Genomic DNA, 20,834 nt, shown 5'->3' on the forward strand with positions numbered 1-20,834 from the left:
ATTCATGTAAGTATGTCTTATGCTACTGCATCAATTTCCTTCTGTACCTTCTTTGTCAATTTAGCTTTAACTAAACCATAACTCTGCTTAACATAAGTCTCCCACTCTATATCTGCAAGGCCACCCCACTCCTGCACATTCACCCATTTGTTGCGTGCCATGTACGGTGCAGGTATAATAAGGGGTCTGGCTGCCATTTCATCAAACTCTTCATCAGTTACCTTAAAAGAAACTGAATGCGGTGGATCTATACTTGTTACACAAAACATCTTCTCACCAACTAAAAAGCAAAGGTCTGCACCCCACTTAATATCTTCTGTTACACCTGGCAAACTCAGGCACAATGTACGTAGCTCTTCAATATTCACTTTGTAAATTTTATAATTTCCAGAATTTCTGACTTACTTAACTCCATGCTCAGGGAATTTGGCTGTTTTAGTCCGATAAAAAGCCATAATCTCTTCCATGTCTGCTTCAATGTCACCGGTAGGATAAAAGGTTGGACCAATACCTGCTTCTTTTTTAGCATAATCCAAATAGCCAAGTACAATAGGTACGCCAGCCCCTAAAGCCACATAGTAAAAGCCCCTGCGCCAGCGTGGCTGGTATTTTCTCGTTCCTTCGGGAGTAACCAGTACACACATATCACCGGGAGTTTCTTTAATAATACGGATCATCGCATCTACCATTTTGGTGTTCTTAGAGCGATCAATCGGCAAAGCTCCCATAGCTTTAAGCAACGAACCGAAAGGAAACACCATAAACTCTTTCTTAATGGTAAAGCGTATTGGCGCATCCATCAGGTAAAAAGCGGCGCGGGCATAAATAAAGTCCCAGTTACTGGTATGAGGTGCCGCCACCATTACACTGCGGCGGTTTTCAGGTGTTAAGTTGCCGTTCAGTTTCCAGCCGGAAACTTTAAAAATAAATTTTGCTAGTAATTTGCCGATCATGTGGGTGTTTATACAACCAGAAAAATAACTTTCTATAAAGTTATACTTCTCTGGGTTCTATCAGAATGTATAAATACACACAATAAAGCGTATTTACAAACCTATCTTTATTACGTGCGCTCGCTTACGTAGCAGATAAGCCTGGAACCCAACTCCTACCATCGGTCCGAAAGTAGAATAAATCTGGTCGTTTTTTTTCTGACGGAAATAACGGAACGATAGAAGCGGCTCAATAGAAAACTTCTCATTAAAGAAAAAAGCATATCCAACTCCTACAGAACCTTCTAACAAGTTGGATTGGAAACCATCAGAGAAATTGTGTTTACCAACGCTGGCTCCCGCTTCACCAAATACCCCGTTATCGAGGTAATAGCGAACGAAAGGGCCTGCCATAAAATAAGTTTCTTTGAAGGGTTCCTGCTCCGGATCAGAAGTTACTTTTGTGTTTTCGTGAAATAGGTTCAGGTTTAAGCCAACAGCAAAGTCATTCATAATAAAATAACCATTCTTAGACTGTAGGTTAACTTGAATTAGTCTCCCATCTTCCTGCGCGCCATTAGCTGTAAACAGGTTATCAGATGTTTTGTAGGCAAAGCCGCTTAATGTTCCTCCAATAAGTATAGACCCGTGCTTCACTTTAGCTTTAAACATGAAGCTTTCATTTTCCTGGGCAATTACAAAAGAAGGGAGTAATAATAAGAGGAGTAAAAGTTTTTTCATATGCTATAAAGGGTGTGGGCTGAATAAGCATATGTACGCACATCTTATAAAAAGATTTACATTTTAACTATAATTTTTTAAATAGCAAGTATAATTATTTGCTTACCAAAGTAATAAGTAAGTCTTAAAACTATTTTGTAGTGCATGCAGGTAATATATACTATTGATAATTACTGCTGAATAAGTTGCTTTAAATGCTTCTCAAGCTGCTTTGTGTACTGGTAACCAATATTAAAAATTTCATCTGCCTTCCGGAAGCTCATCAGTCGGTAATACTTTAACTCTGGTGGCTCGATCAGAAAATCACATAAGTGCAGGCGCATGCGTACATTGTTATTTATAGCCAGATGTGCTGTTCGCTCCACCATACTTCGTAGGGTTGTAATTTTAGCCTGATGGTTTATCGGGTTTACATGCACACCTATCTTTATATCACAATTCTGGTGCAGCGGATCAACTGGCATGTTATTCAGCAAGCCCCCATCATTCAATAATTTTCCTTGGTATGATATAGGATGATAAAGTATTGGTACTGCTGAAGAGGCGATAAGAGGCTTGATAAGTTCTCCTGTAGAGAAGTATACCACTACCCCCTCATTCATTTCTGTAGCACTTATAATTACAGGCCGGTCCAGACTTTCGAAGGAAGCATTTTTGCCCAGATACTTTTCGTATAACTTCTCTACTTCATCTAGATGCAGAAAACCTATCTTGCCAAATGCAGGCCGAATGATCTTGAAAACGCTAAGCTCTTTTATCAGCTTCAGTATCTCTTCAGGCTTATAGCCGGCTGCATAAAAAACACTGGCAATAGCTCCTGAACTTACGCCGGAAAGTATAGAAATATTAATTCCTAATTCATCAAATGCTTTCAATACTCCCAAATGGGCTATACCGCGTGCTCCCCCACCTGATAAAGCTAGTCCGATTTTCACTAATTATAGTTCGCTAAACCTGAAAGTTTCTTTTAATCGAACACCCTTCTCTGTTTGCTCCACTGTGCAGCATTCATTTATAGCATCGTGTTCGAAGAACAGTATATAATTCTCTTCGGCAGCTTTGTTCAGGAACAGGGCTTTTTCTTCCAGGGTTAAGAGTGGTCGGGTATCATATCCCATTACATAAGGCAACGGAATATGGCCTACAGAAGGTAAAAGGTCAGCCATGTATACCAGCTTCTGCCCTTTATAGTTGATTACAGGCAGCATCATCTTATCTGTATGGCCATTCATGTAGATGATCTCAAACTGTTGTATGGGTGAAGGTTGAGATGGATCAATAAATCTGAGGTGACCGCTTTCCTGCATCGGAAGAATATTCTCTTTCAGGAAAGATGCTTTCTCGCGCGCATTTGGTTCTGTTGCCCATTTCCAATGTTCGGCATTAGACCAGTAAGTAGCATTTGGAAAAACAAGCTCAAGACTTCTATCCCCATTTTTATACTTAACTCCACCCCCACAATGGTCAAAGTGCAGGTGCGTCAGGAACATGTCTGTTACATCTTCAGGTGCAAAACCAGCAGCTTTCAAAGACTTTTGTAAAGAAGCATCACCATGTAAATAGTAATAGCTGAAAAACTTTGCATCCTGCTTATCTCCGATCCCATTATCAATCAGGATAAGGCGGTCCCCATCTTCAATTAAAAGGCAACGCATAGCCCATGTACACAGGTTATTTTCATCAGCTGGATTCGAGCGCTGCCAAATTGTTTTTGGTACAACACCAAACATAGCCCCACCATCTAACTTAAAAAAGCCTGTATCTATAACATGTAATTTCATAGTAAGTATTGTTAAGTATAAATTCGATGAACTTCGCTTCTATCAAGACTCATTACCCGAAAATTGAAGTATACAAATAAAATTAAAAAAGGCAGTAAAGTATAAACTCCTTACTGCCTCTTTTCTATGTATCTACTATAGTTAAGATTCTAAAACTACACCCATATCTGAGAACTTCTCGATACGTTGCATAATACGATCTTCAGCATCTATACCTTCAAGCTCATCAAGCAATTTGCAGATCTCACGCTTCAAAGTACGCATCATCTTGTCTGGTTCAGTATGAGCACCACCGAGTGGTTCTTTAATGATGCCATCAATCAGCTTATGTTGCAGCATATCTTTGGCTGTTAACTTCAAAGCCTCAGCAGCCTGTTCTTTATAGTTCCAGCTTCTCCAAAGTATAGACGAGCAGGATTCCGGAGATATAACCGAGTACCATGTGTTTTCAAGCATCATTACACGGTCGCCAATAGCTATACCCAATGCACCACCTGATGCACCCTCGCCGATTACGATACAAATTACAGGCACTTTCAGCATGAACATCTCTTTCAGGTTACGCGCTATCGCTTCGCCCTGTCCACGTTCTTCTGCCTCCAGCCCAGGAAATGCTCCTGGTGTATCTATCAACGTAACAATAGGTCTTCCAAACTTCTCTGCCATTTTCATCAGGCGGAGCGCTTTACGGTATCCTTCCGGGTTAGCCATACCAAAGTTGCGCAACTGGCGCTGCTTGGTGTTACGCCCTTTCTGCTGCCCAATAAACATAATGCTACGTCCTTCTACCTCACCAAAGCCACCCACCATTGCTTTGTCATCACCTACCGTACGATCGCCGTGTAATTCTACAAACTTGTCAGTAATACCATTTATATAGTCCAGGGTATAAGGTCTGTCCGGATGCCGGGAAAGTTGTACACGCTGCCAGCGCGTAAGATTAGCGTAGGTTTCCTTCTTAAGGTTCTTTATTTTTTCTTCCAGAGCCTTAACCGCCTCCGAAACATCTACCTGGCTTTCTGTGGCCAGCTTTTTCATTTCCTGCAGTTTGCCCTCTAAGGCAGCAATTGGCTGTTCGAAATCTAAAAGCATATTTTTTATCGCTGATAATTCGCTACAAATTTAAGACTTTCTGTTATTACAGGTACGGAAGTAGCAAAAATATACTTCATCTGAAAAATAAATGTGGTGGAACACAACAAATTAGGTTTTTTATGATAAAATATAGTTCGAAAAATATGCTTGACACTTGCACATTCAAAATTAACCCTATACTTTTGTATCACTTTAACGAACAGCGTTAGGGAAAACAAAGTTGGTCCGGTAGTTCAGTTGGTTAGAATGCCGCCCTGTCACGGCGGAGGTCGCGGGTTCGAGTCCCGTCCGGACCGCAGATTATCTGCGGTCAACGCATCCAGAGCAAAAGGCTCTGCTATTTCAAATTATTGGTCCGGTAGTTCAGTTGGTTAGAATGCCGCCCTGTCACGGCGGAGGTCGCGGGTTCGAGTCCCGTCCGGACCGCATCTAAAAGAGAAGCCCTTAGAATTAATTTTCTGAGGGCTTTTTTGTTTTATACCTCTCTTTCACTAATATTATATTGATAATCCAATATTAATCATGTCAATAATAAACACTCTCAAATTTATCTTAAGCCATCAGCTTACAAGAAAGAATAGAATTAATGCTCTTATTAGGTTTATTAAGTGGCAAATTGGAAGTCGTTTAAATCCTTATCCTGTTGTTTATCCATTTGTGGAAGATACATATTTAGTTGTTGAAAGAGGAATGACTGGAGCAACAGGAAACTTATATACCGGTCTACATGAATTCTCTGATATGGGGTTCCTATTACATTTCCTTAGGGAAGATGATTTATTTGTAGATGTTGGAGCAAACATAGGTAGTTATTCTATTCTCGCTTCCGGAGTATGTAAAGCTAAGACCATAGCAATTGAGCCTAGCACTGTTACATATAATAGGTTAATGAGAAATGTTAGAGTCAATGGACTGGAGAGTTTAATAACAACTCTAAATATTGGTCTAGGAGGAGAAAATACTTCTATGTTTTTCACCAAATCTCTAGATACAATAAATCATATAGTAACAGATGCAGAGAGTATAGGAGAAAAGGAAAAAATTGATATTATAACATTAGACTCAATTATTATTAATGTTAACCAACCATTGCTCTTAAAAATAGATGTTGAAGGTTTTGAAGCACAGGTTCTCAAAGGCGCCACTCACACCCTAAGTAATCCTAACCTTAAAGCAATCATTATTGAGCTCAATGGCTCCGGTTTAAGGTATAGTTATAATGAAGATGATATTCGGATGCAATTGAAGGAAGCAGGTTTTAGATCGTTCAGTTATAATCCATTTAGCAGAAACTTAACTCGAAAATCAACAAACTTGAATCATAATGAATTATATATAAGAGATAACGAGTTCATTATGGACAGAATAATAAATAGTAAGAAAATTAATATATTAAATAATTCATTTTAGGTTGCTATATAAACTGTAACAGTTTCCTTAGTGGCTTTAAGTATCTTGTAAAAAAATATGGTTGCAGATTATTAATGACCCAAGCCTGATAGTCTTCTTGATTCGCCCTGATCCTATTATTCAGTGTGACATTGCTCTTCCCTCCTACACGCATTTTAACAAGCTTCTCAGGTAGATAAGTTGTAGTTATTTTGTGCTTGAATAGGTACCGCAACATTAACTCATAATCTGCAGCGCTTCTAAACTTTGTATTATATAATCCCAATTTCTGGTACAGTTCACGTTTTACATAAAATGTAGGATGCGGTGGCATCCACCCAAGCAAGAAATTCTCCCGATTATATTTACCAGAGATCCAGTTTCGTACAATCCTATTTGTATCTGATTTCTTGACATATAAGAGATCACCATAAATACTGTCCGTGTTATTTGCTTTAAAAGCTTCAACGATCTGGGCTATACTTTCCGGTGAGTAAAATATATCATCAGAATGTAAGAACCCAATTACATCACCGGTAGCCAGACATATTCCTTTATTAATTGCATCATATAAGCCGCTGTCCTTCTCAGATACAAATTTAGTTATCTTGTTACCATACCTTCTTATGATCTCCACAGTGCCATCATTAGACATACCATCTACAACAATATATTCAATATCTGGATAAGTCTGCTCCAAAACAGATTCTATAGCATCTGCTATAGTTTCACAGTTATTAAAAACGATGGTGATGATGGAGACCTTCAAGGGAAGCGAGAAAATGTTTGATTGGTAAATTTATTCTTCTATTTGGCGTTCACGCTTAGGCGTTGCCGGATTGCCTTGGTAAACTATGTACGGTTCTAGATCAGCAGTTGCAACAGAGCCAGCAGCCAGAACACTATGAGACTTACACGTAACACTAGGGCAAACTAAAGCTTTTGCACCTATCCAGGCTCCTTCTTCTAATACAATCTCACCAACTACAAGGTCAAATGTTGTTATTTTATAGTTGTGACTGCCAGTAAGCAACATAGCTCCCTGCGAAATAGTAACATGACTCAAAAGCTTAACCTGCACTAAGTTATCGATCCATACTTCCTCCCCTATCCAAACATGGTCCGCTATAGTTAAGAGCCAAGGATACTTAATGTTTACAGAAGACTTGATTACTACTCCCTTACCGACTTTTGCACCAAATAAACGCAGCAACCATACTTTTAAAGAGCTGACCGGGTTAAGCGGATTTAAAAAGAATAATACGTTCACGAAATACCAGAGCAAGCGCTTTATAGAACCTGCACCTGGCTTATACCAGTCGTTATTATACTTAGATAAATCTGTAGTATGTTTCGTAGTAGTAATCACGCTTACATTATCTGAATAGTAACCTGTTCAGCTCAACGGCCTGCTTATCCTGGCTTACCTGTTGTGCATAAAGATACGCTGCATTTGTTAACATATCATACTCCTCCTGTGTCTGGTTAAGCATAATTTGTAAGCTCTCTGCAAAGGCTGCAGGATTGTTTAGCGGAATATCAAATCCAATGTTATGTTCTTCAAGTGAGCGCCAAGGTGTCTGGTCACTTATTACGACAGGTCTTCCCGCAGTCAAGCTTTCAAAAATAATATGTCCAAAATTCTCGCCGCGTGTTGGTAAAAAAAGCGCATGATACTGTTGCAGCGTTTCTGTTACTTTTGTATGCTCTATACTTCCTCTATAGTTTACTTGAATATTCCCTGGCAATGAATTTATTAGTTCAACACACTCAGTCCAATAAGCTTCATCGTATACAGGGCCAAAAATGTCAAAAACTATATTGCCATCGAAAGTATATTCATGCAGAACCTGTAATGCATACTTCGTGTTTTTTTCAGGAGATATACGGGCCACACTTGCCAAACGTAACATACCGGTTTGCTTAGATAAACCACTAAAAGAAAGGGTATAAATCTTCGGAAGATTTGGCGCAATCTTCACTTGTTGATTTTGTCCAAACAAGTTCCTGATGTGCAGTTCCTCTGTATTGTTAGTAGCATGAAAGCAGACATGCCTGTAAAAGCCAAGTGCTTTAGCCATCTGCAGGAAAAGTTTTTTCTTACCCCCCTTTACATCAATGGCACTTGGTGCCAGCATGCCCCTGGCTGAAACAATTACTTTAACATCATTAAATTTCCTGGAAATAAGCAACGGAAAAATTGAATAGTATAAAGAGTAGATGCCGTTAATAAAAATTATGTCCGGTTTAGCATCAAGGGCTGCCTTTGCCAAAGCAGTGTAAGTAAGTCTTCTGTTAGAGGCATAATAAACCTGTAGGTAAGTGTTTGTTTTAGTCCAGCTATCTGATATTATGCTTTCGTACGGTTGTACCTCACAATAGTCTATATTGCGTGTAATTACATAAAAGTCAAACTCCCCTTTTAGATGCTCCATCATATTCACACAGGATTGCACCGGCCCGCCGGCTTTATAACCTGGCAGGAACCAGTCAATGAAGATGAGGATGCGGGGTTTAAAAGGTGACATTAAATCTGCTTGTACAAGTCAATGTAACACTGTGCAATGGCCTTGTTGCTAAAGCGGCTGCAGTTATCTAGTCCTTTTCTAACTAAATCGTTACGCAAGCCTTCACTATTTATTAATTCAGTAAAGCCGTTTCTAATATCTTCTATACTATAAGGATCTACAAATAAAGCACCACTGCCGGCCACTTCAGGCATAGCACTGCAATTGCTGGTAAGTACAGGTTTTCCTGTTGCTTGGGCTTCTAATATAGGCAAACCAAAACCCTCAAATAAAGATACAAAAGAAACTATATCTGCTTCTGCATATAAGTTACGTAGCTCTTCACCTGAAACTTCATTATAGTTTATAAAGTCTATCTTGTTTTCCTGAAGTAACTGAAGTTGCTCTACATTTAATGATCCAACTATAACCAGTCTGCAGGAGAGTCCTTTTAAAGCAGCGATACACCGCTCTAAATTTTTATTATACTTCGTGCCTACTTGGAGTATAGTTGGCTTATTGTTATCAAACTCCTTAAAGGTACACTTATAAAGAGGGGAAATAATATTGGGAATAACAATTACTTTTGATGGGTCTACCTCCAACTTACTAATTAGCTTTTGTTTTGTAGTCTCAGACACAACAGTAACATATTTTACTTTAGCAATTGGCAGTTTTAACCATAAAAAGTTAAGTAGATAGTTCGCTATTTTATTTTTCCTTTCCAGCGACTCGATATCATGGATGGTAAGTATGGTTTTGTTTTTTGGGAGTAAAGCAGCAATAAAGTTTATGTCTCCTGTTATATGATTTATAGTTCCTTTGTTTTTAAATGCTTCCCATATTAATTTTATCCTGTTCCATACTCCACTACTGTGTCTGCTCAGAACATAATTTGTATAATGCACATCACCAGGAAACTCTTTCTGGACTTCCATAAAAAGCTGCTCAATACTATAAGCACCAGCTCGTGGCTTGCGAAAAAAGTAGGTGATGTGCATGCTCAATTAAATCTCTACTTTTAAAATTTTTCTGAATGCCCAGAAAACAATAAACATAGCTATAGATGCCTTAACGAGGTAATTCAAAGTAGTAATCAAATCAGTTTCAGCTTTTATTACCTGTAAAAAGAGAAAAGGAATCCAGAGTAGCAAGGTTGGATTTTCCTGACTTTTAAAAAGTACTAAACGAAGTATTATACTAAATAAAAGGCCTGCAAAAAGCATAAAAATAATACCTCCGGTACGTCCATAGTTGGCATAAGCTTCCCCGATAATACTAATGTTCATACTCGTACCTGCCTGCATTTCTATTCCTGTAAAACGAAGCATATTTTCTCTTCCTCCTGCAGTAGCTTTAGATTCAGCAATAAAACGAGGAAGCAAAGAAGCCTTAAAGGCATTCTGTATAGTCTCACCATCAGCAAAAGGCTGCTGGTAGGGTACATAATTCATAACCCGTGCAATGATCCATCCTTGATTAAGTCTTGTTATTGTAAGTTCATTTTTTTTTGCTTCAAATAATTCACCCGGTGATTGAAGTGTTGTTAACATCATACCTGTAAACAACTCTGTTCTAGCAAATGAACTGAGCGAGGCATTAGCCCAAGCAATATTTCTATATTGATACTTTATTGACTGTAATACTAACAATAAAAAGAAGCCAACAATCACGTATGCCAATTTCTTTGGCATACTAACATAGTTTTTTATACAATAAATAAAAACGAAGAACATTACCCAAAGCAAAAGGTCATGAAATATCGCTGAAGCCAGTACCTCTAAAAAAAGGGAAGCAAAAACAGCATAGAGTACCAACTTATTACCTGTTTTACCTAAGTATAAATAAAACGCTCCAATATATTTTAACTGAGAAACCAGGTACAAAAAGAAATAAAGAGCAGGTGGTGCAAGAGGTGCTATAATACCTGCTGCAAATCCAACACCTAACAAATAGTAAGCACTTTGTGCTTTATCTGTAGTAGCTTCTTCAAGCCGCCCGATTTGAGTAATAGATATTTTATGGGCTTTTAATACAGGTAGAGATAAACCAATATGATAGAGTATTGTACCCGGAATGATGTAACTAAAATAAACATCTTCCGGCACATGCATTTTATAAAATGGGTGATTAATTCCGGTATAGTAGCTTAAAATAGGGCCTATTATCCACTGAAGTGATGCTATAAAGACAATAACTAAGTTAACAGGTATTCCTTCACCAAAGCCAAATAAAAGATTTACAAATACATAAGAAAAGAACAAAGCCCCTATTAATGCCCAGAAAGACAAGCTTGTGAATACAAGCAACAAAGTAGCAATACAAATTAGTATCCCTATTTGGTAGCCTAATTTATAATTTTGCACACTCCTAACCATTGAAAAGCAATCGATTATTTACCTATATAATTTATAAGCGCGGAACATATCTCGTGATAATTCCAGCAACCAACTTTTATTTGAGATGCCTTCCCCATATGTTTTATCTGCTCATTAGCCTTATTAGAAATCTCATCTAGGATAACAATAAGTTGGTTGAGATTATCCGTTTCAAATATATAACCGTTATTACATTCATCAATAAGGTCTTTAGCTCCACCAACTTTATTGCTGGCAACAACAGCAAGTCCACTTGCCATAGCTTCATTCAAACACAGGCCCCAAGTTTCTCCTGGACCTTGAGATGGTAACACCAATACATCTCCAAGCCTGTAAACAATTGGCATCATAGATTGATTCTGAAACGGAAGAAACTTGATATTCGATGACTCCTGAGCCAACTGTTTAAGTTCATCTTCCAAAGCTCCATTACCAATCATTAGTAGAAAAGTTTCAGGATGATTTAGTTTTTTAAATGCATTGATTAATAATTTTGGGTTCTTTTTACACTCGAATTTGCCTGTAAATAAAAAAACTTTTCTATTAGCATCAATTTTTAATTCCCGTCTTAGCTCTGCTGCTTTTATATCATGCTCAGAAGAACTAAATCTATCATTATCAATTGCATGTGGAGCATATAAAAGTTTTCTGTTTGGAACTCCATGCTTTTGAAAATACTGTTTATTATTCTCTCCAACGTATAAGGCTACATCTATATGCTTATATACCAACGTAAGAAAAGCTCTTCGCATTAATGTCTTGAAGCCAGGTTTTTCATCCAATAATGTTGAATCCCCTCTAAAAATAATCTTTGCTTTATTATAGAAATGCCAAATAATCTTTAAATGACTGTTAAAGCTCCATCCATACACTAATATGTGGGTAGCACCAAAAGATTCAATTTCATTAGTTATTGTTGGGTTTACAATTCCATTAAATTTTGTAGTAGATGGATTTACAGCCGTGTTCTTTACAAACATATAATCGTAGCCTTCTAGCAGAGGTATATCCCATGATATAGTTTTTTTAAAACCAGGATCAGTAAAATCAGAAGATTCTCTCCCTAAGGTATAAAATACCCTAACTGCAAAGCTGTTATCCTGTGCTAATAACCTAAAGAGCGGTGCATTGTATTGGATTGGATGAGATGTTATAATAGCCAGTTTATTCATAACCCCCTCTCTTTGCAAGCGCCAGATTTAAATGCTTAGCTAATATACTTGTAACATTATATGCCGAATACTGCTCGAATGCAGTCTGATCTACTTGTGCAGGGTTAAAAGAAGCGTGAAAGCTACGATAGGTATTAAGCTTTTCCCCAAATGTATTATGAATCGTAACAATATCCGTTTCGCCTTTAAACTTTAAAACTATACCTGCCTTTGATTCTTCTATAACCTTCCCAGCCGTACTAGCGCCATGTAGTATTGCTAGTATAGGTTTCTGCGATAAAATACCTTGGTAAACTTTTGAGGGTGTATAGTGAGGCTCAGTACTCCCTAATACAAATACTCCATCAGCTGAATCCAAATGCGTTAGCACATCAAGGTAAGGAATTCGTTTCGGGTACTCAAAGACTACAGTTTGCCAAAGTCCAAATTTCTCTGCCAGTGCTTTTATAGTAAAACTAGCTTCGTCATTAGCACGGCTACCTGTTCCAATAAAATGTAACTCTATATCAGAAGCTGATTTATTAGCTTGAAACCATTCAAAGATTACCTCCAGTGGTTTATAGGCTTTAGGTAACATTGCCCCGGCGTAAACCAGCTGCAGCTTATTTGGTCTTTTGGAAAAAAGATATGGTTTAAGACTAAGAGCCTTAAGTGCAGCATGGTCATCCGCTTCTCCGCCATAAGGCATAGCTACCTGCACGGCTTGTTCATACAAATGAGGATTCCGTTCCAGAACTGGTTTGTAATAGCCTTCTGCAACACCAGTTATCAGAGACGCTTTTTTAACTGCTATTGGCTCTAATATACCTGAAAGCTGTGTACTAAACCAATGGCGAGAAAATATGCGATCGCTCCCCGCAAAAACATGTACCCAAGGATCGATGTAATCTATTCCATAAGGAATGCCTGTTTTAGAATGCACTGCTCTACCCAACAAAGAGGCGTAAAACGATGGTATTGGAATATAAATAAAATCAGGTTTTTCAATATCAATAAGCTGTAGAAGCTTTCTGTATAATTGATATCCGCCACGCAAGCCTATATCCCCTATTATGCGCACCGGACCTGTTGGGAGAGCGTCAGCCGTTTCAACCTGCAAGTCAGAAGTTACTAGTTTCTGCAGGTTCCAGTCTAATTTTTCTTCATAGTGGTCATGGTGTACAGTAAGTATTATAGGCTTCCAACCAAATGAAGGCAGGTGCTTTGCAAACAAACGGGTACGATGTACCGCAGCTAAATTAGACGGAGGGAAATGCGGAGAAACAATAATTACTTTCTTCATGCTTGCTTAAAAGTAGCCTTATTCCACAAAGCTAGTAACTTTTGAGCTTCCGATTCAAAAGCAATCTCTTTGGCTTTAAAAAATCTATTACCCTTCTCAGCCCTAATGGATTCTAGATTTTCAAGAATATAAGAAATACCTGATTTGATCGAATCAATGGTCTGTTCACAAATATAGCCTTCATCCATAAAATGATTCATAAACTCTACCTGGGCCTTTGTATCAGTGACAAGCACAAAAAGACCTGCCTGCTTGTATGCAAAAATCTTATTGGTTAATGCAATGTTCCGGTTATAATCAGCACTTATTAATTCCAAGGCTAAACCTACATCATACTTCGAAAGTTCTTTATGCAATATATCCTGTTTTAAAGGAGCAATCACTTTAAGATACTTTCTATGCTGTATCCATTGATTAGAAAAGTGAGAATTTATGTTACCGATGAGTGTTAGTGTAACAGCATCACAAAACGGATCTAGTGCAGGCAGTAAAAGTTCAAGTCCGCGCCCATGGTTAATGTTTTGAGAAAACCAAACTAATTTTAACTTCTCATCTAGGTTATTTTCAATTAGCGGCAGATCAAATTCATTGCTATAAAATGAATTATTGATTGTAAAAACAGGTATTTGGCATAGCTTCTCTACTTCCCGGGCAATAAGCGGTGAGGCAGCGGTAACAAAGGAAGCCTTACATAGAATTTTTTGCATCAGTAACTCACGGCGCCTTTTCTCATTTGCAGCATCTACATGTATAAATTCGCCAGGGTGGTAGTCTTCCACGTCAAAAATGAAGGGTAAATTATATTTTTTTGATAAAATAAAAGCAGGAAAAAGTGTACCTAAATTATGGCTTACTACAAAATCATACCTGAATTTAGACAATTCTTTTAGTTTCTTTGTTAATAGGATACTTCTTTTATCTGAAGCCCAAGCACACAATTCTAAAGAGAATGGAAAAACTCTGTTTAGCAATTTAGCAAGCTGATGTAACACTGTTGTCTGTAACCAGCTAAATAATGACCTACGTGTTAAAGGAAGGTAAATAAGCTTAACCTCATTAAACTCTTGCTGATACAATTTTTCTAACTCAGTAGTCCACTGCCTTAAATCAAACAATACTACAGTTACTTTATAACCATTTGATAAAGCCAATCTTATATCTTTCACTAATCTTGGATTAGCAGAAAGATTTGTTGTTGTAAGTAAGAGAAGGTGCATTATTGGTTTATCAACTCAGAGTATATTTCTAAATACTTATTACCCACTCTTTCGAAGGTATCTGGTTCAATAATGTTATCTTTTAATTGAGACAACAACTGAGACTCGTTTAATAGTCTCATCAACTGTTGTATTAACGAACCCACCTTGTTAAAATCAAATAACAAACCGTTTACATTATGCTGTATTTGTTCAGCATTCCCATAAACATTTGAAGCAAGAACGGGAATGCCTGCCGCAAAAGCTTCTTTAATAACTAGAGGTGACATTTCAGAAAAGGTAGAAGGCAGGCATAATACATGATATTTACTCAAAACTTCTACAGTTGTACCTGGTTTAATACTACCACACCACTTAATATTATTACAGCTTTTACTTTCTTCTCTCCAGTAGCTTTCATATTCATCACCTGAACTTTGACCATAGATATCTAGTGAAACGGAGCTGGAGTTAAGCTTTTTTAGTGCTTCAATTAGAAGGTGCAAACCTTTAAAATGGCTTATTCTACCAACAAAAACTAATTTGATTTTAGGAGGTATTTCATTTTTTACCTTTTTAAAATTTGTTGAAAAAGAAGGTAGACTTTGGGTTACTAAAGAAATTTTATCCGGATTAACCCCATTTCGAAGTAATATATGTTTATACCAATCAGTAATAGTTACAACTTTATCACAGGCATTCGTTAATCTCATTAAGTTCTGATGTTTTCTTTTAATAATAAACGGATAACCAATAGCTGTACCTATAGCATTATTTAATTCTGAAGCGTCAAGTCCCAAATTATAAAAGATTCCAGATACAAAAGTCAAAGCTTTTTTTTGTATTAATGGTAAGTTTTTAGAAGTATACACACAAGAAGCACAAACTAAAGGTTCTATTATTCCTTTACAGGGAGTTTTACCATTAAGCATCAGGTTACCTGTCATGCAGCTATACCCTGCCAAATGAAATGTCATTAAAGTTTTGAAACCATGTGCTTTTGCTAACTCTACATGATGTAATGTTATACCATTACTACCCGCTAATTCCTGAAAATGAACAATATCTGGCTTTAATTCTTTAAGTAACTTTTCAAAAAATACTAAACCATTAGGCTGCTTTTTACCCATTATGAGAGCCCTGTTACTTACAGAGGGCTCAGCATATTGATGCACATTGATACCATTATAAGAATAGGTATTATTAACTGCTGAGTTGTAATTAGGAATAATGACATCAACCTGATGCCCGGTACTTTTAAGAAAAGAGGCAAGCAAAGAAGTGTATACTTCAGTACCTGCTACTTGGAAAGGTAAATAATGGTTAAGTACTAAAACAACTTTCACACGATTAGTGGTAAATAAATAAACTAAAACAATTTATAGAAGGTTTTTATTTTATTCTTGAAATTAGAAACTTGGCTAAAACTAAACCCTAATTTAAAAAGCCCTAGCAGTGCTGCGCCTTTTATAGTAGGGCTGATCCTAAAGCTCCTTTTAAGCCAATAGCCTGCTGTTGTATAATCTAAAGCATACAAAGCAGCTGCGTCATGTCTCAATACTTTAATTAACTTTTGTTGAAACTCAGGACTTACTTTATCAAAGTATTGTAGTCGCATATGCAATGCTTCGTCAATTGTCTTTGCCCAAGTGCTTTTTCTAGAAGTTAGTGAATTCAAATGCTTTCTATAAGAAGCAGTAGTTTTAGGTATGTAGGCAACTTTATATTTATTTGATAATCTTAGCCATAAATCATAATCCTCTACCCAAAAATAAGTGTTAAAGCCACCTACAGTTTTTGCAGCTTCAGTTCTTACTAATGGTGAACATGATTGAATAAAATTAAATAATAACAATTCTTCTAAAATAGAACCTTGAGGCATTAACCACTTATTGTATTTCAAAGACTCTAGGTATGAAGTATTTAATAAAACCCCATCCGCATCAATTAAATTTGTGTCAGAGTACACTAAAGCATACTCTCTACCTAAATTTGTCAAAATATCAACCTGTTTTGATATTTTATCAGGATTCAAGATGTCATCACTTCCTACATATTGAAAGAACTCACCATTACACAGATTAAAGAAGGTATTACAAGCTTCGCAGGGTCCTTTATTATTATCATGAATTAAAAAAGTAACATTTAGTTCTGTATTGTTGCGAATCCACTCATTCACAACTTTAACAGAGTCATCAGTAGAAGCATCATCCACTACAAAAACTTCGATGTTTTTATAAGTCTGAGCTTTAACACTTTCAAGTGTCTGAACAATATAATTACTACCGTTATAGTTGGGTATTCCTATACTAACTAATGGAAGCATGCTCTATACTTGTTATATGTTTGACTGAAAAAGGATCTCTGTCTATGTTTGTTATATAATTACCTTTCAATGATCTTTCAAAGTGAGGAGACTTTTTATAAAAAAGATATAATAGATCGGATAACTTTAATCTTGACTTTCTAAAAATTTGAAAGGCTTTTTTTATTTTAAACTTGATGACATATTCTTTAACGAAAGCTACAAGAAAATTTCTCTTGATATCTCTATAAGCTTTTTCTTTTTCAGTTTTTGTAAGTGGACAAGTATCATTAAATAAAATAATGCTATTGTATTCTAGAGCCTCAATATGCCCAGCTAAATTCAGCTTCAACCTAGAGCTCGCTTGTCCAGGAGATACTCTCCACCATGCAGAACCTTCAGGAATTAATAGCACATCATGCAACATTGCGATACTTTTCTTTATAAATGTATCACCTGCTATATACTTATCTGTAATTCCAACCTCTCTTAATATGCTTGTCTTAAATAATGTATAAGGAAAGCCATGCAATGTGACACTTCTACCAAAGTAATCAAACAGAGCAACCTGCCTGGGAGACAATTTACATGGATAAATAAAATAGTTTCTAGGAGGCAATGAAAGTGCCATGGCGCATTCAGGAAAAGCCATTAGCATCTTTACCATAAATTCTAATCCATGTGGGTAAAGTACATCATCACCATCAATAAAAATAAAGTATTCCCCTCTTGCTAAAGATAAGATTTTACTCCTGTTAGGGTATTCATTAATGTTTATCTCATTACGGTAAGCTTTAATTCTTAAATCCTGATAGCTATTTATTATATCCCATGTTTCATCTGAAGATGCATCATCAGAAATAATCAGCTCAAGATTAGAGTAACTTTGTGCAAGTACACTTTCAATAGCAATTCTAACAAATCGAGCCGAGTTATAAGTAACCATGCCTACGGTTACAAGTGGATTTTCACTTTTATTTATACTATACATTTTATTTGAACACTTCGAGGAGTTGCTTCTCAACTACGGAAGCATTAAAAGTACTGTGTGCTTTTTCAGCAATGTTTAAAGAGTTGAAATTGTCAGCTTCACCTTTAAACCGAATGATAGTCTGAGTTAATGAATTTATATTGCCAGACAAATACAGAAACCCATTTACCCCCTCTTCTACCAGCTCTGTTGAAGCCCCAGAATCTGAAGCAATCACAGGTACTCCCATTTTAAAAGCTTCAACTGTTACTCTACCAAATGCTTCCATTCTTGAACACATCAGCAAAGCATCAGCATTTAAAAAAAATGAGCAAACATCCTGTATTGGCCCCATAAACTTTATATGATCGGTCGCATTGTAGAGTGCAATATAATTATCTAAAATTTCTTTATATGCAGAACTTACTATAGGACCTGCAATTGTAAGTGAACAATTTAGCCCTAATTCCCTGCTAAGAATAACAGCTTTGATAGCATCTAGTTGATTTTTAGCAGGTGATATTTGTCCCAGCATAACGAGATGCAGTTTATCAGCTTCCCTTCTAGGCCTTAATCCCCCCATTGTTAGAACAGGGTTATAAACTAGCTTCAATTTTTCTTCAGGAATAGAGTTTTTATAAAACTTAGCCATTGAAAGCGAATTGACAGCAACCTTATCAGACATATCTCCTATCCACATTTTAGCTTTAGCCATACCTCCAGGTAGTGAGAACCCATGATCTTCCTCACCAAACTCATGTACAAACCAAACATGCTTTATTTTAGCACTTTTGGCTACTAATGCTCCAATATTTATAGTTATTGTATTTGTTGTTACAAAATCAGGTTTAATTTCAGCTATTAATTTTCCTAGCTGCCCAAAAGCAATAATATTTCTAATCTTTCTCTTTACTTGAGACTTGAAGCTAGTTTTCTGATTAATTTTTAGAGGAACAGTCCAGGAATAATAAGGAACAACAAAACTTGGTATTCCTAATAACCCTGCTCTTTTATTAAGTGACCCAACTTTGGGAACAATAAGATAAATTTCAAAACCACCATTCTGAACAAGTATTTGGAAATGCTCCAGCAGGCATATATTAGCACCGCTTATCGACGCTTCATGAGCAAGCCATAGAATCCGGATTTTACTCATCCGAATATTTCTTCTTTTGTAAAGCCATTTTTAGAGCGCCAGCAGCTACCCTCCAAAGCACAAGATTTTCCATATCGATCGACCTTAATATTTCACTTGCCTTTAACAATCTTGATTTTGTGTCGTCATTTACTATACTTTTATAATAAGGCATCCACTCATTTAGTTTCAACTTAAAGCCAGCGAATTTATTTATGGGACTTAATTCTTTAATTAATGATAACTTCTTGATAATTTCTTGTTCTTCCTGCTTAAAATTTTGAAACGTAGAAACCGTTTTAGAATTCTCATGGTACCTAAAATGCACTAGCAAATCATCGAGTACCTTGATGTTCGAAAATTTGCTCAAATAACGTATGTATAGATCCCAATCAAATGCATAATGGAAAGAATCATCAATTCCACCACACTTTTCGATTAATTGTCTTTTTAACCAAACACCTGGCTGTACAAACTGAACCCCTGGCTCCCAAAGTAATAAGCCTTTCGCTGAAAGTTTAGAATGCTTAACGTCTTCTAAAATTTCACTATCTCTAAAAATGCGTACCTTTCCAGCTACAATATCAGCACCTTCATCAAAACCTTTAGCAACAGCTTTAAGAGCACCAGTCTCTAAATAATCATCAGAGTTAATCCAATTAAAAATGTCACCTCTGCATAGTTTTAATCCTTTGTTAATAGCATTAGCTTGCCCTTCATCCTTTTCGCTTACCCAATACGTTAAGTAGTTGCGATATTTCTTTATAATTTCGACTGTATTGTCATTACTTCCCCCATCTATTATTATGTACTCAAAATTTGCGTAGTTTTGACTAAGAACTGAATCAATTGTTTGTTCAATATAATTTCCTTGGTTGAAACTAGGAGTTACTATTGAAATTAACTTATTTTTTTCAGACATCAGTGAAACAGATAAAGATTAAAAAGTAGCAATTCAATTAAAAAAGAGGTATAAAACTTTTACACAATTCTACTTGATTTATGTTTTATCATCTTCCAAAATTTCTTAATAACTGGAAATTCATAATATAGCTCAATTAGTCTAAGTTTTAAGTAGGAACTTAAAGAGTAAAAGGAATAATTTAGATCAGAGTAAAGAGAAGCCTTGAACAAAAGTGGGCATCTGTAGAAATAATATGAATATAAGAACCTGTATGGATTGACACAGGAAACTGTCCAAGGTTTATGTTTAGTAGTAAAGTGAATTATAACTTTATCTGTAATTGATTTAACCACTTCACTTTTACTAACAAACCTTGGGACATCTTGAAACATTACATTAAATTTATTATCTATTTTTTTCCAATTATTAACCAATACTGCATTTAAAGCACACTGATCACCATAAGGGATCTTATCGGGATTTAACTTAATAAAGTCAATTGCTTTCTGACTAATTTGTAATTTATTCCAAACATTTAAATTAATGAGTAAAACTCCAGAATTAAAGTAATTTCCAGGCTCAAAAATTCTTAAGTCTTCTCTTATTGAAACGTTTGAATCTACGACTGCTGCCAATGGAACATCAGTTATAGGAACTTCTAACATTTCATCTAATTTGTTTACTACTACTATATCAGTATCAAGATAAATTAAAGTATCAACGTTAGCGGGAACTATAAGCGGAAAGAAGATTCTATAGTAGATAGCTGACGTAAACCAAGGATGATCAGGCAGATTTAGTGTTTCAGGTTGAAATAAGTCAATTGTATAGAATGTTATTTTAGAATTGTTAGTTAGGACAAAATTCTTGATTTTTTCTTTTATTTGCTCTTCTATACCAGTTATAATTACATGAAAATGAAAATAACTTTGTTTATTGTTTAAAAGAATAGAAGTTATTAAGACACAAAATGGCTTAAAATACCGATCATCGCAAGAAATTGCAAGGTTTATGGTTTTACATCTTCCATTTATCATTCAAGTACAA

Annotated in this window: 21 protein-coding genes and 2 tRNA genes; 3 read left to right on the forward strand and 20 right to left on the reverse strand. The window is 36.2% G+C overall.

The window, feature by feature from the left end; translation table 11 throughout:
* Nucleotides 1-17: 17 nt before the first annotated feature.
* From MJ612_RS05325 to MJ612_RS05350, 6 genes are all read right to left on the reverse strand, one after another.
* Entirely contained in the window at nt 18-368 is a 351-nt protein-coding gene (locus MJ612_RS05325; RefSeq protein ID WP_187030146.1) for an MmcQ/YjbR family DNA-binding protein, read from the reverse strand.
* Between the two features lie 33 nt (nt 369-401).
* Nucleotides 402-953 carry a 1-acyl-sn-glycerol-3-phosphate acyltransferase gene (locus MJ612_RS05330; RefSeq protein WP_187030148.1) on the reverse strand — a complete coding sequence of 184 codons (552 nt, stop codon included), beginning with the start codon at nt 951-953 and terminating at the stop codon, nt 402-404.
* Nucleotides 954-1,046: 93 nt separating this feature from the next.
* Nucleotides 1,047-1,673: an autotransporter outer membrane beta-barrel domain-containing protein gene (locus MJ612_RS05335; protein ID WP_187030151.1), complete on the reverse strand. Its 627-nt coding sequence runs from the start codon at nt 1,671-1,673 to the stop codon at nt 1,047-1,049.
* Between the two features lie 170 nt (nt 1,674-1,843).
* Nucleotides 1,844-2,608, reverse strand: coding sequence for a patatin-like phospholipase family protein (locus MJ612_RS05340; RefSeq protein WP_187030153.1), 765 nt, complete (start codon nt 2,606-2,608; stop codon nt 1,844-1,846).
* A gap of 3 nt (nt 2,609-2,611) precedes the next feature.
* Nucleotides 2,612-3,454, reverse strand: a complete 843-nt coding sequence (locus MJ612_RS05345; protein ID WP_187030155.1) for an MBL fold metallo-hydrolase — start codon at nt 3,452-3,454, stop codon at nt 2,612-2,614.
* A 141-nt stretch (nt 3,455-3,595) separates the two neighbouring features.
* A complete protein-coding gene (locus MJ612_RS05350; protein WP_187030157.1) occupies nt 3,596-4,546 on the reverse strand; it encodes an acetyl-CoA carboxylase carboxyltransferase subunit alpha in 951 nt (316 codons plus the stop codon).
* A gap of 225 nt (nt 4,547-4,771) precedes the next feature.
* On the opposite strand from MJ612_RS05350, the gene MJ612_RS05355 reads away from it, so the two are divergent.
* The 3 genes from MJ612_RS05355 to MJ612_RS05365 all read left to right on the forward strand — a co-directional run bounded on the left by MJ612_RS05355 (nt 4,772) and on the right by MJ612_RS05365 (nt 5,959).
* A tRNA-Asp gene (locus MJ612_RS05355) sits at nt 4,772-4,845 on the forward strand.
* A 56-nt stretch (nt 4,846-4,901) separates the two neighbouring features.
* Nucleotides 4,902-4,975, forward strand: a tRNA-Asp gene (locus MJ612_RS05360).
* Nucleotides 4,976-5,071: 96 nt separating this feature from the next.
* A complete protein-coding gene (locus tag MJ612_RS05365; protein ID WP_187030159.1) occupies nt 5,072-5,959 on the forward strand; it encodes an FkbM family methyltransferase in 888 nt (295 codons plus the stop codon).
* 4 nt (nt 5,960-5,963) lie between these two features.
* On the opposite strand, the gene MJ612_RS05370 is transcribed toward MJ612_RS05365, so the two are convergent.
* The 14 genes from MJ612_RS05370 to MJ612_RS05435 all read right to left on the reverse strand — a co-directional run bounded on the left by MJ612_RS05370 (nt 5,964) and on the right by MJ612_RS05435 (nt 20,824).
* Nucleotides 5,964-6,707, reverse strand: coding sequence for a glycosyltransferase family 2 protein (locus MJ612_RS05370; protein ID WP_187030161.1), 744 nt, complete (start codon nt 6,705-6,707; stop codon nt 5,964-5,966).
* A gap of 30 nt (nt 6,708-6,737) precedes the next feature.
* Nucleotides 6,738-7,307 (reverse strand): WcaF family extracellular polysaccharide biosynthesis acetyltransferase, encoded by a 570-nt coding sequence (locus MJ612_RS05375; RefSeq protein ID WP_250419062.1) that lies wholly within the window; start codon nt 7,305-7,307, stop codon nt 6,738-6,740.
* Nucleotides 7,308-7,314: 7 nt separating this feature from the next.
* On the reverse strand, nt 7,315-8,466 hold the full coding sequence (locus tag MJ612_RS05380) for a glycosyltransferase family 4 protein (protein WP_187030163.1): 1,152 nt from the start codon (nt 8,464-8,466) through the stop codon (nt 7,315-7,317).
* Nucleotides 8,466-9,383, reverse strand: coding sequence for a glycosyltransferase family 4 protein (locus MJ612_RS05385; protein ID WP_187030165.1), 918 nt, complete (start codon nt 9,381-9,383; stop codon nt 8,466-8,468). The genes MJ612_RS05380 and MJ612_RS05385 overlap by 1 nt, the downstream gene beginning before the upstream one ends.
* A gap of 69 nt (nt 9,384-9,452) precedes the next feature.
* Nucleotides 9,453-10,811: a hypothetical protein gene (locus MJ612_RS05390; protein ID WP_187030167.1), complete on the reverse strand. Its 1,359-nt coding sequence runs from the start codon at nt 10,809-10,811 to the stop codon at nt 9,453-9,455.
* Nucleotides 10,812-10,837: 26 nt separating this feature from the next.
* Nucleotides 10,838-11,995, reverse strand: coding sequence for a glycosyltransferase family 4 protein (locus MJ612_RS05395; RefSeq protein ID WP_187030169.1), 1,158 nt, complete (start codon nt 11,993-11,995; stop codon nt 10,838-10,840).
* Nucleotides 11,988-13,277 carry a glycosyltransferase family protein gene (locus MJ612_RS05400; RefSeq protein ID WP_187030171.1) on the reverse strand — a complete coding sequence of 430 codons (1,290 nt, stop codon included), beginning with the start codon at nt 13,275-13,277 and terminating at the stop codon, nt 11,988-11,990. Before MJ612_RS05400 ends, MJ612_RS05395 begins: the two co-directional genes overlap by 8 nt.
* Nucleotides 13,274-14,494 (reverse strand): glycosyltransferase, encoded by a 1,221-nt coding sequence (locus MJ612_RS05405; RefSeq protein WP_187030173.1) that lies wholly within the window; start codon nt 14,492-14,494, stop codon nt 13,274-13,276. The genes MJ612_RS05400 and MJ612_RS05405 overlap by 4 nt, the downstream gene beginning before the upstream one ends.
* On the reverse strand, nt 14,494-15,819 hold the full coding sequence (locus MJ612_RS18390) for a glycosyltransferase (RefSeq protein WP_187030175.1): 1,326 nt from the start codon (nt 15,817-15,819) through the stop codon (nt 14,494-14,496). The genes MJ612_RS05405 and MJ612_RS18390 overlap by 1 nt, the downstream gene beginning before the upstream one ends.
* 23 nt (nt 15,820-15,842) lie before the next feature.
* A complete protein-coding gene (locus MJ612_RS05415; RefSeq protein ID WP_187030177.1) occupies nt 15,843-16,799 on the reverse strand; it encodes a glycosyltransferase in 957 nt (318 codons plus the stop codon).
* On the reverse strand, nt 16,783-17,724 hold the full coding sequence (locus MJ612_RS05420) for a glycosyltransferase family 2 protein (protein ID WP_187030179.1): 942 nt from the start codon (nt 17,722-17,724) through the stop codon (nt 16,783-16,785). Before MJ612_RS05420 ends, MJ612_RS05415 begins: the two co-directional genes overlap by 17 nt.
* Before the next feature lie 46 nt (nt 17,725-17,770).
* Entirely contained in the window at nt 17,771-18,904 is a 1,134-nt protein-coding gene (locus MJ612_RS05425) for a glycosyltransferase family 4 protein (RefSeq protein WP_187030181.1), read from the reverse strand.
* Entirely contained in the window at nt 18,897-19,805 is a 909-nt protein-coding gene (locus MJ612_RS05430) for a glycosyltransferase family 2 protein (protein WP_187030183.1), read from the reverse strand. Before MJ612_RS05430 ends, MJ612_RS05425 begins: the two co-directional genes overlap by 8 nt.
* Nucleotides 19,806-19,864: 59 nt before the next feature.
* Complete coding sequence (locus tag MJ612_RS05435; RefSeq protein WP_187030185.1) at nt 19,865-20,824, reverse strand: glycosyltransferase family 8 protein; 960 nt, start codon at nt 20,822-20,824, stop codon at nt 19,865-19,867.
* Nucleotides 20,825-20,834 lie beyond the last annotated feature (10 nt).

This window comes from Pontibacter deserti (assembly GCF_023630255.1).
Taxonomy (GTDB): domain Bacteria; phylum Bacteroidota; class Bacteroidia; order Cytophagales; family Hymenobacteraceae; genus Pontibacter; species Pontibacter deserti.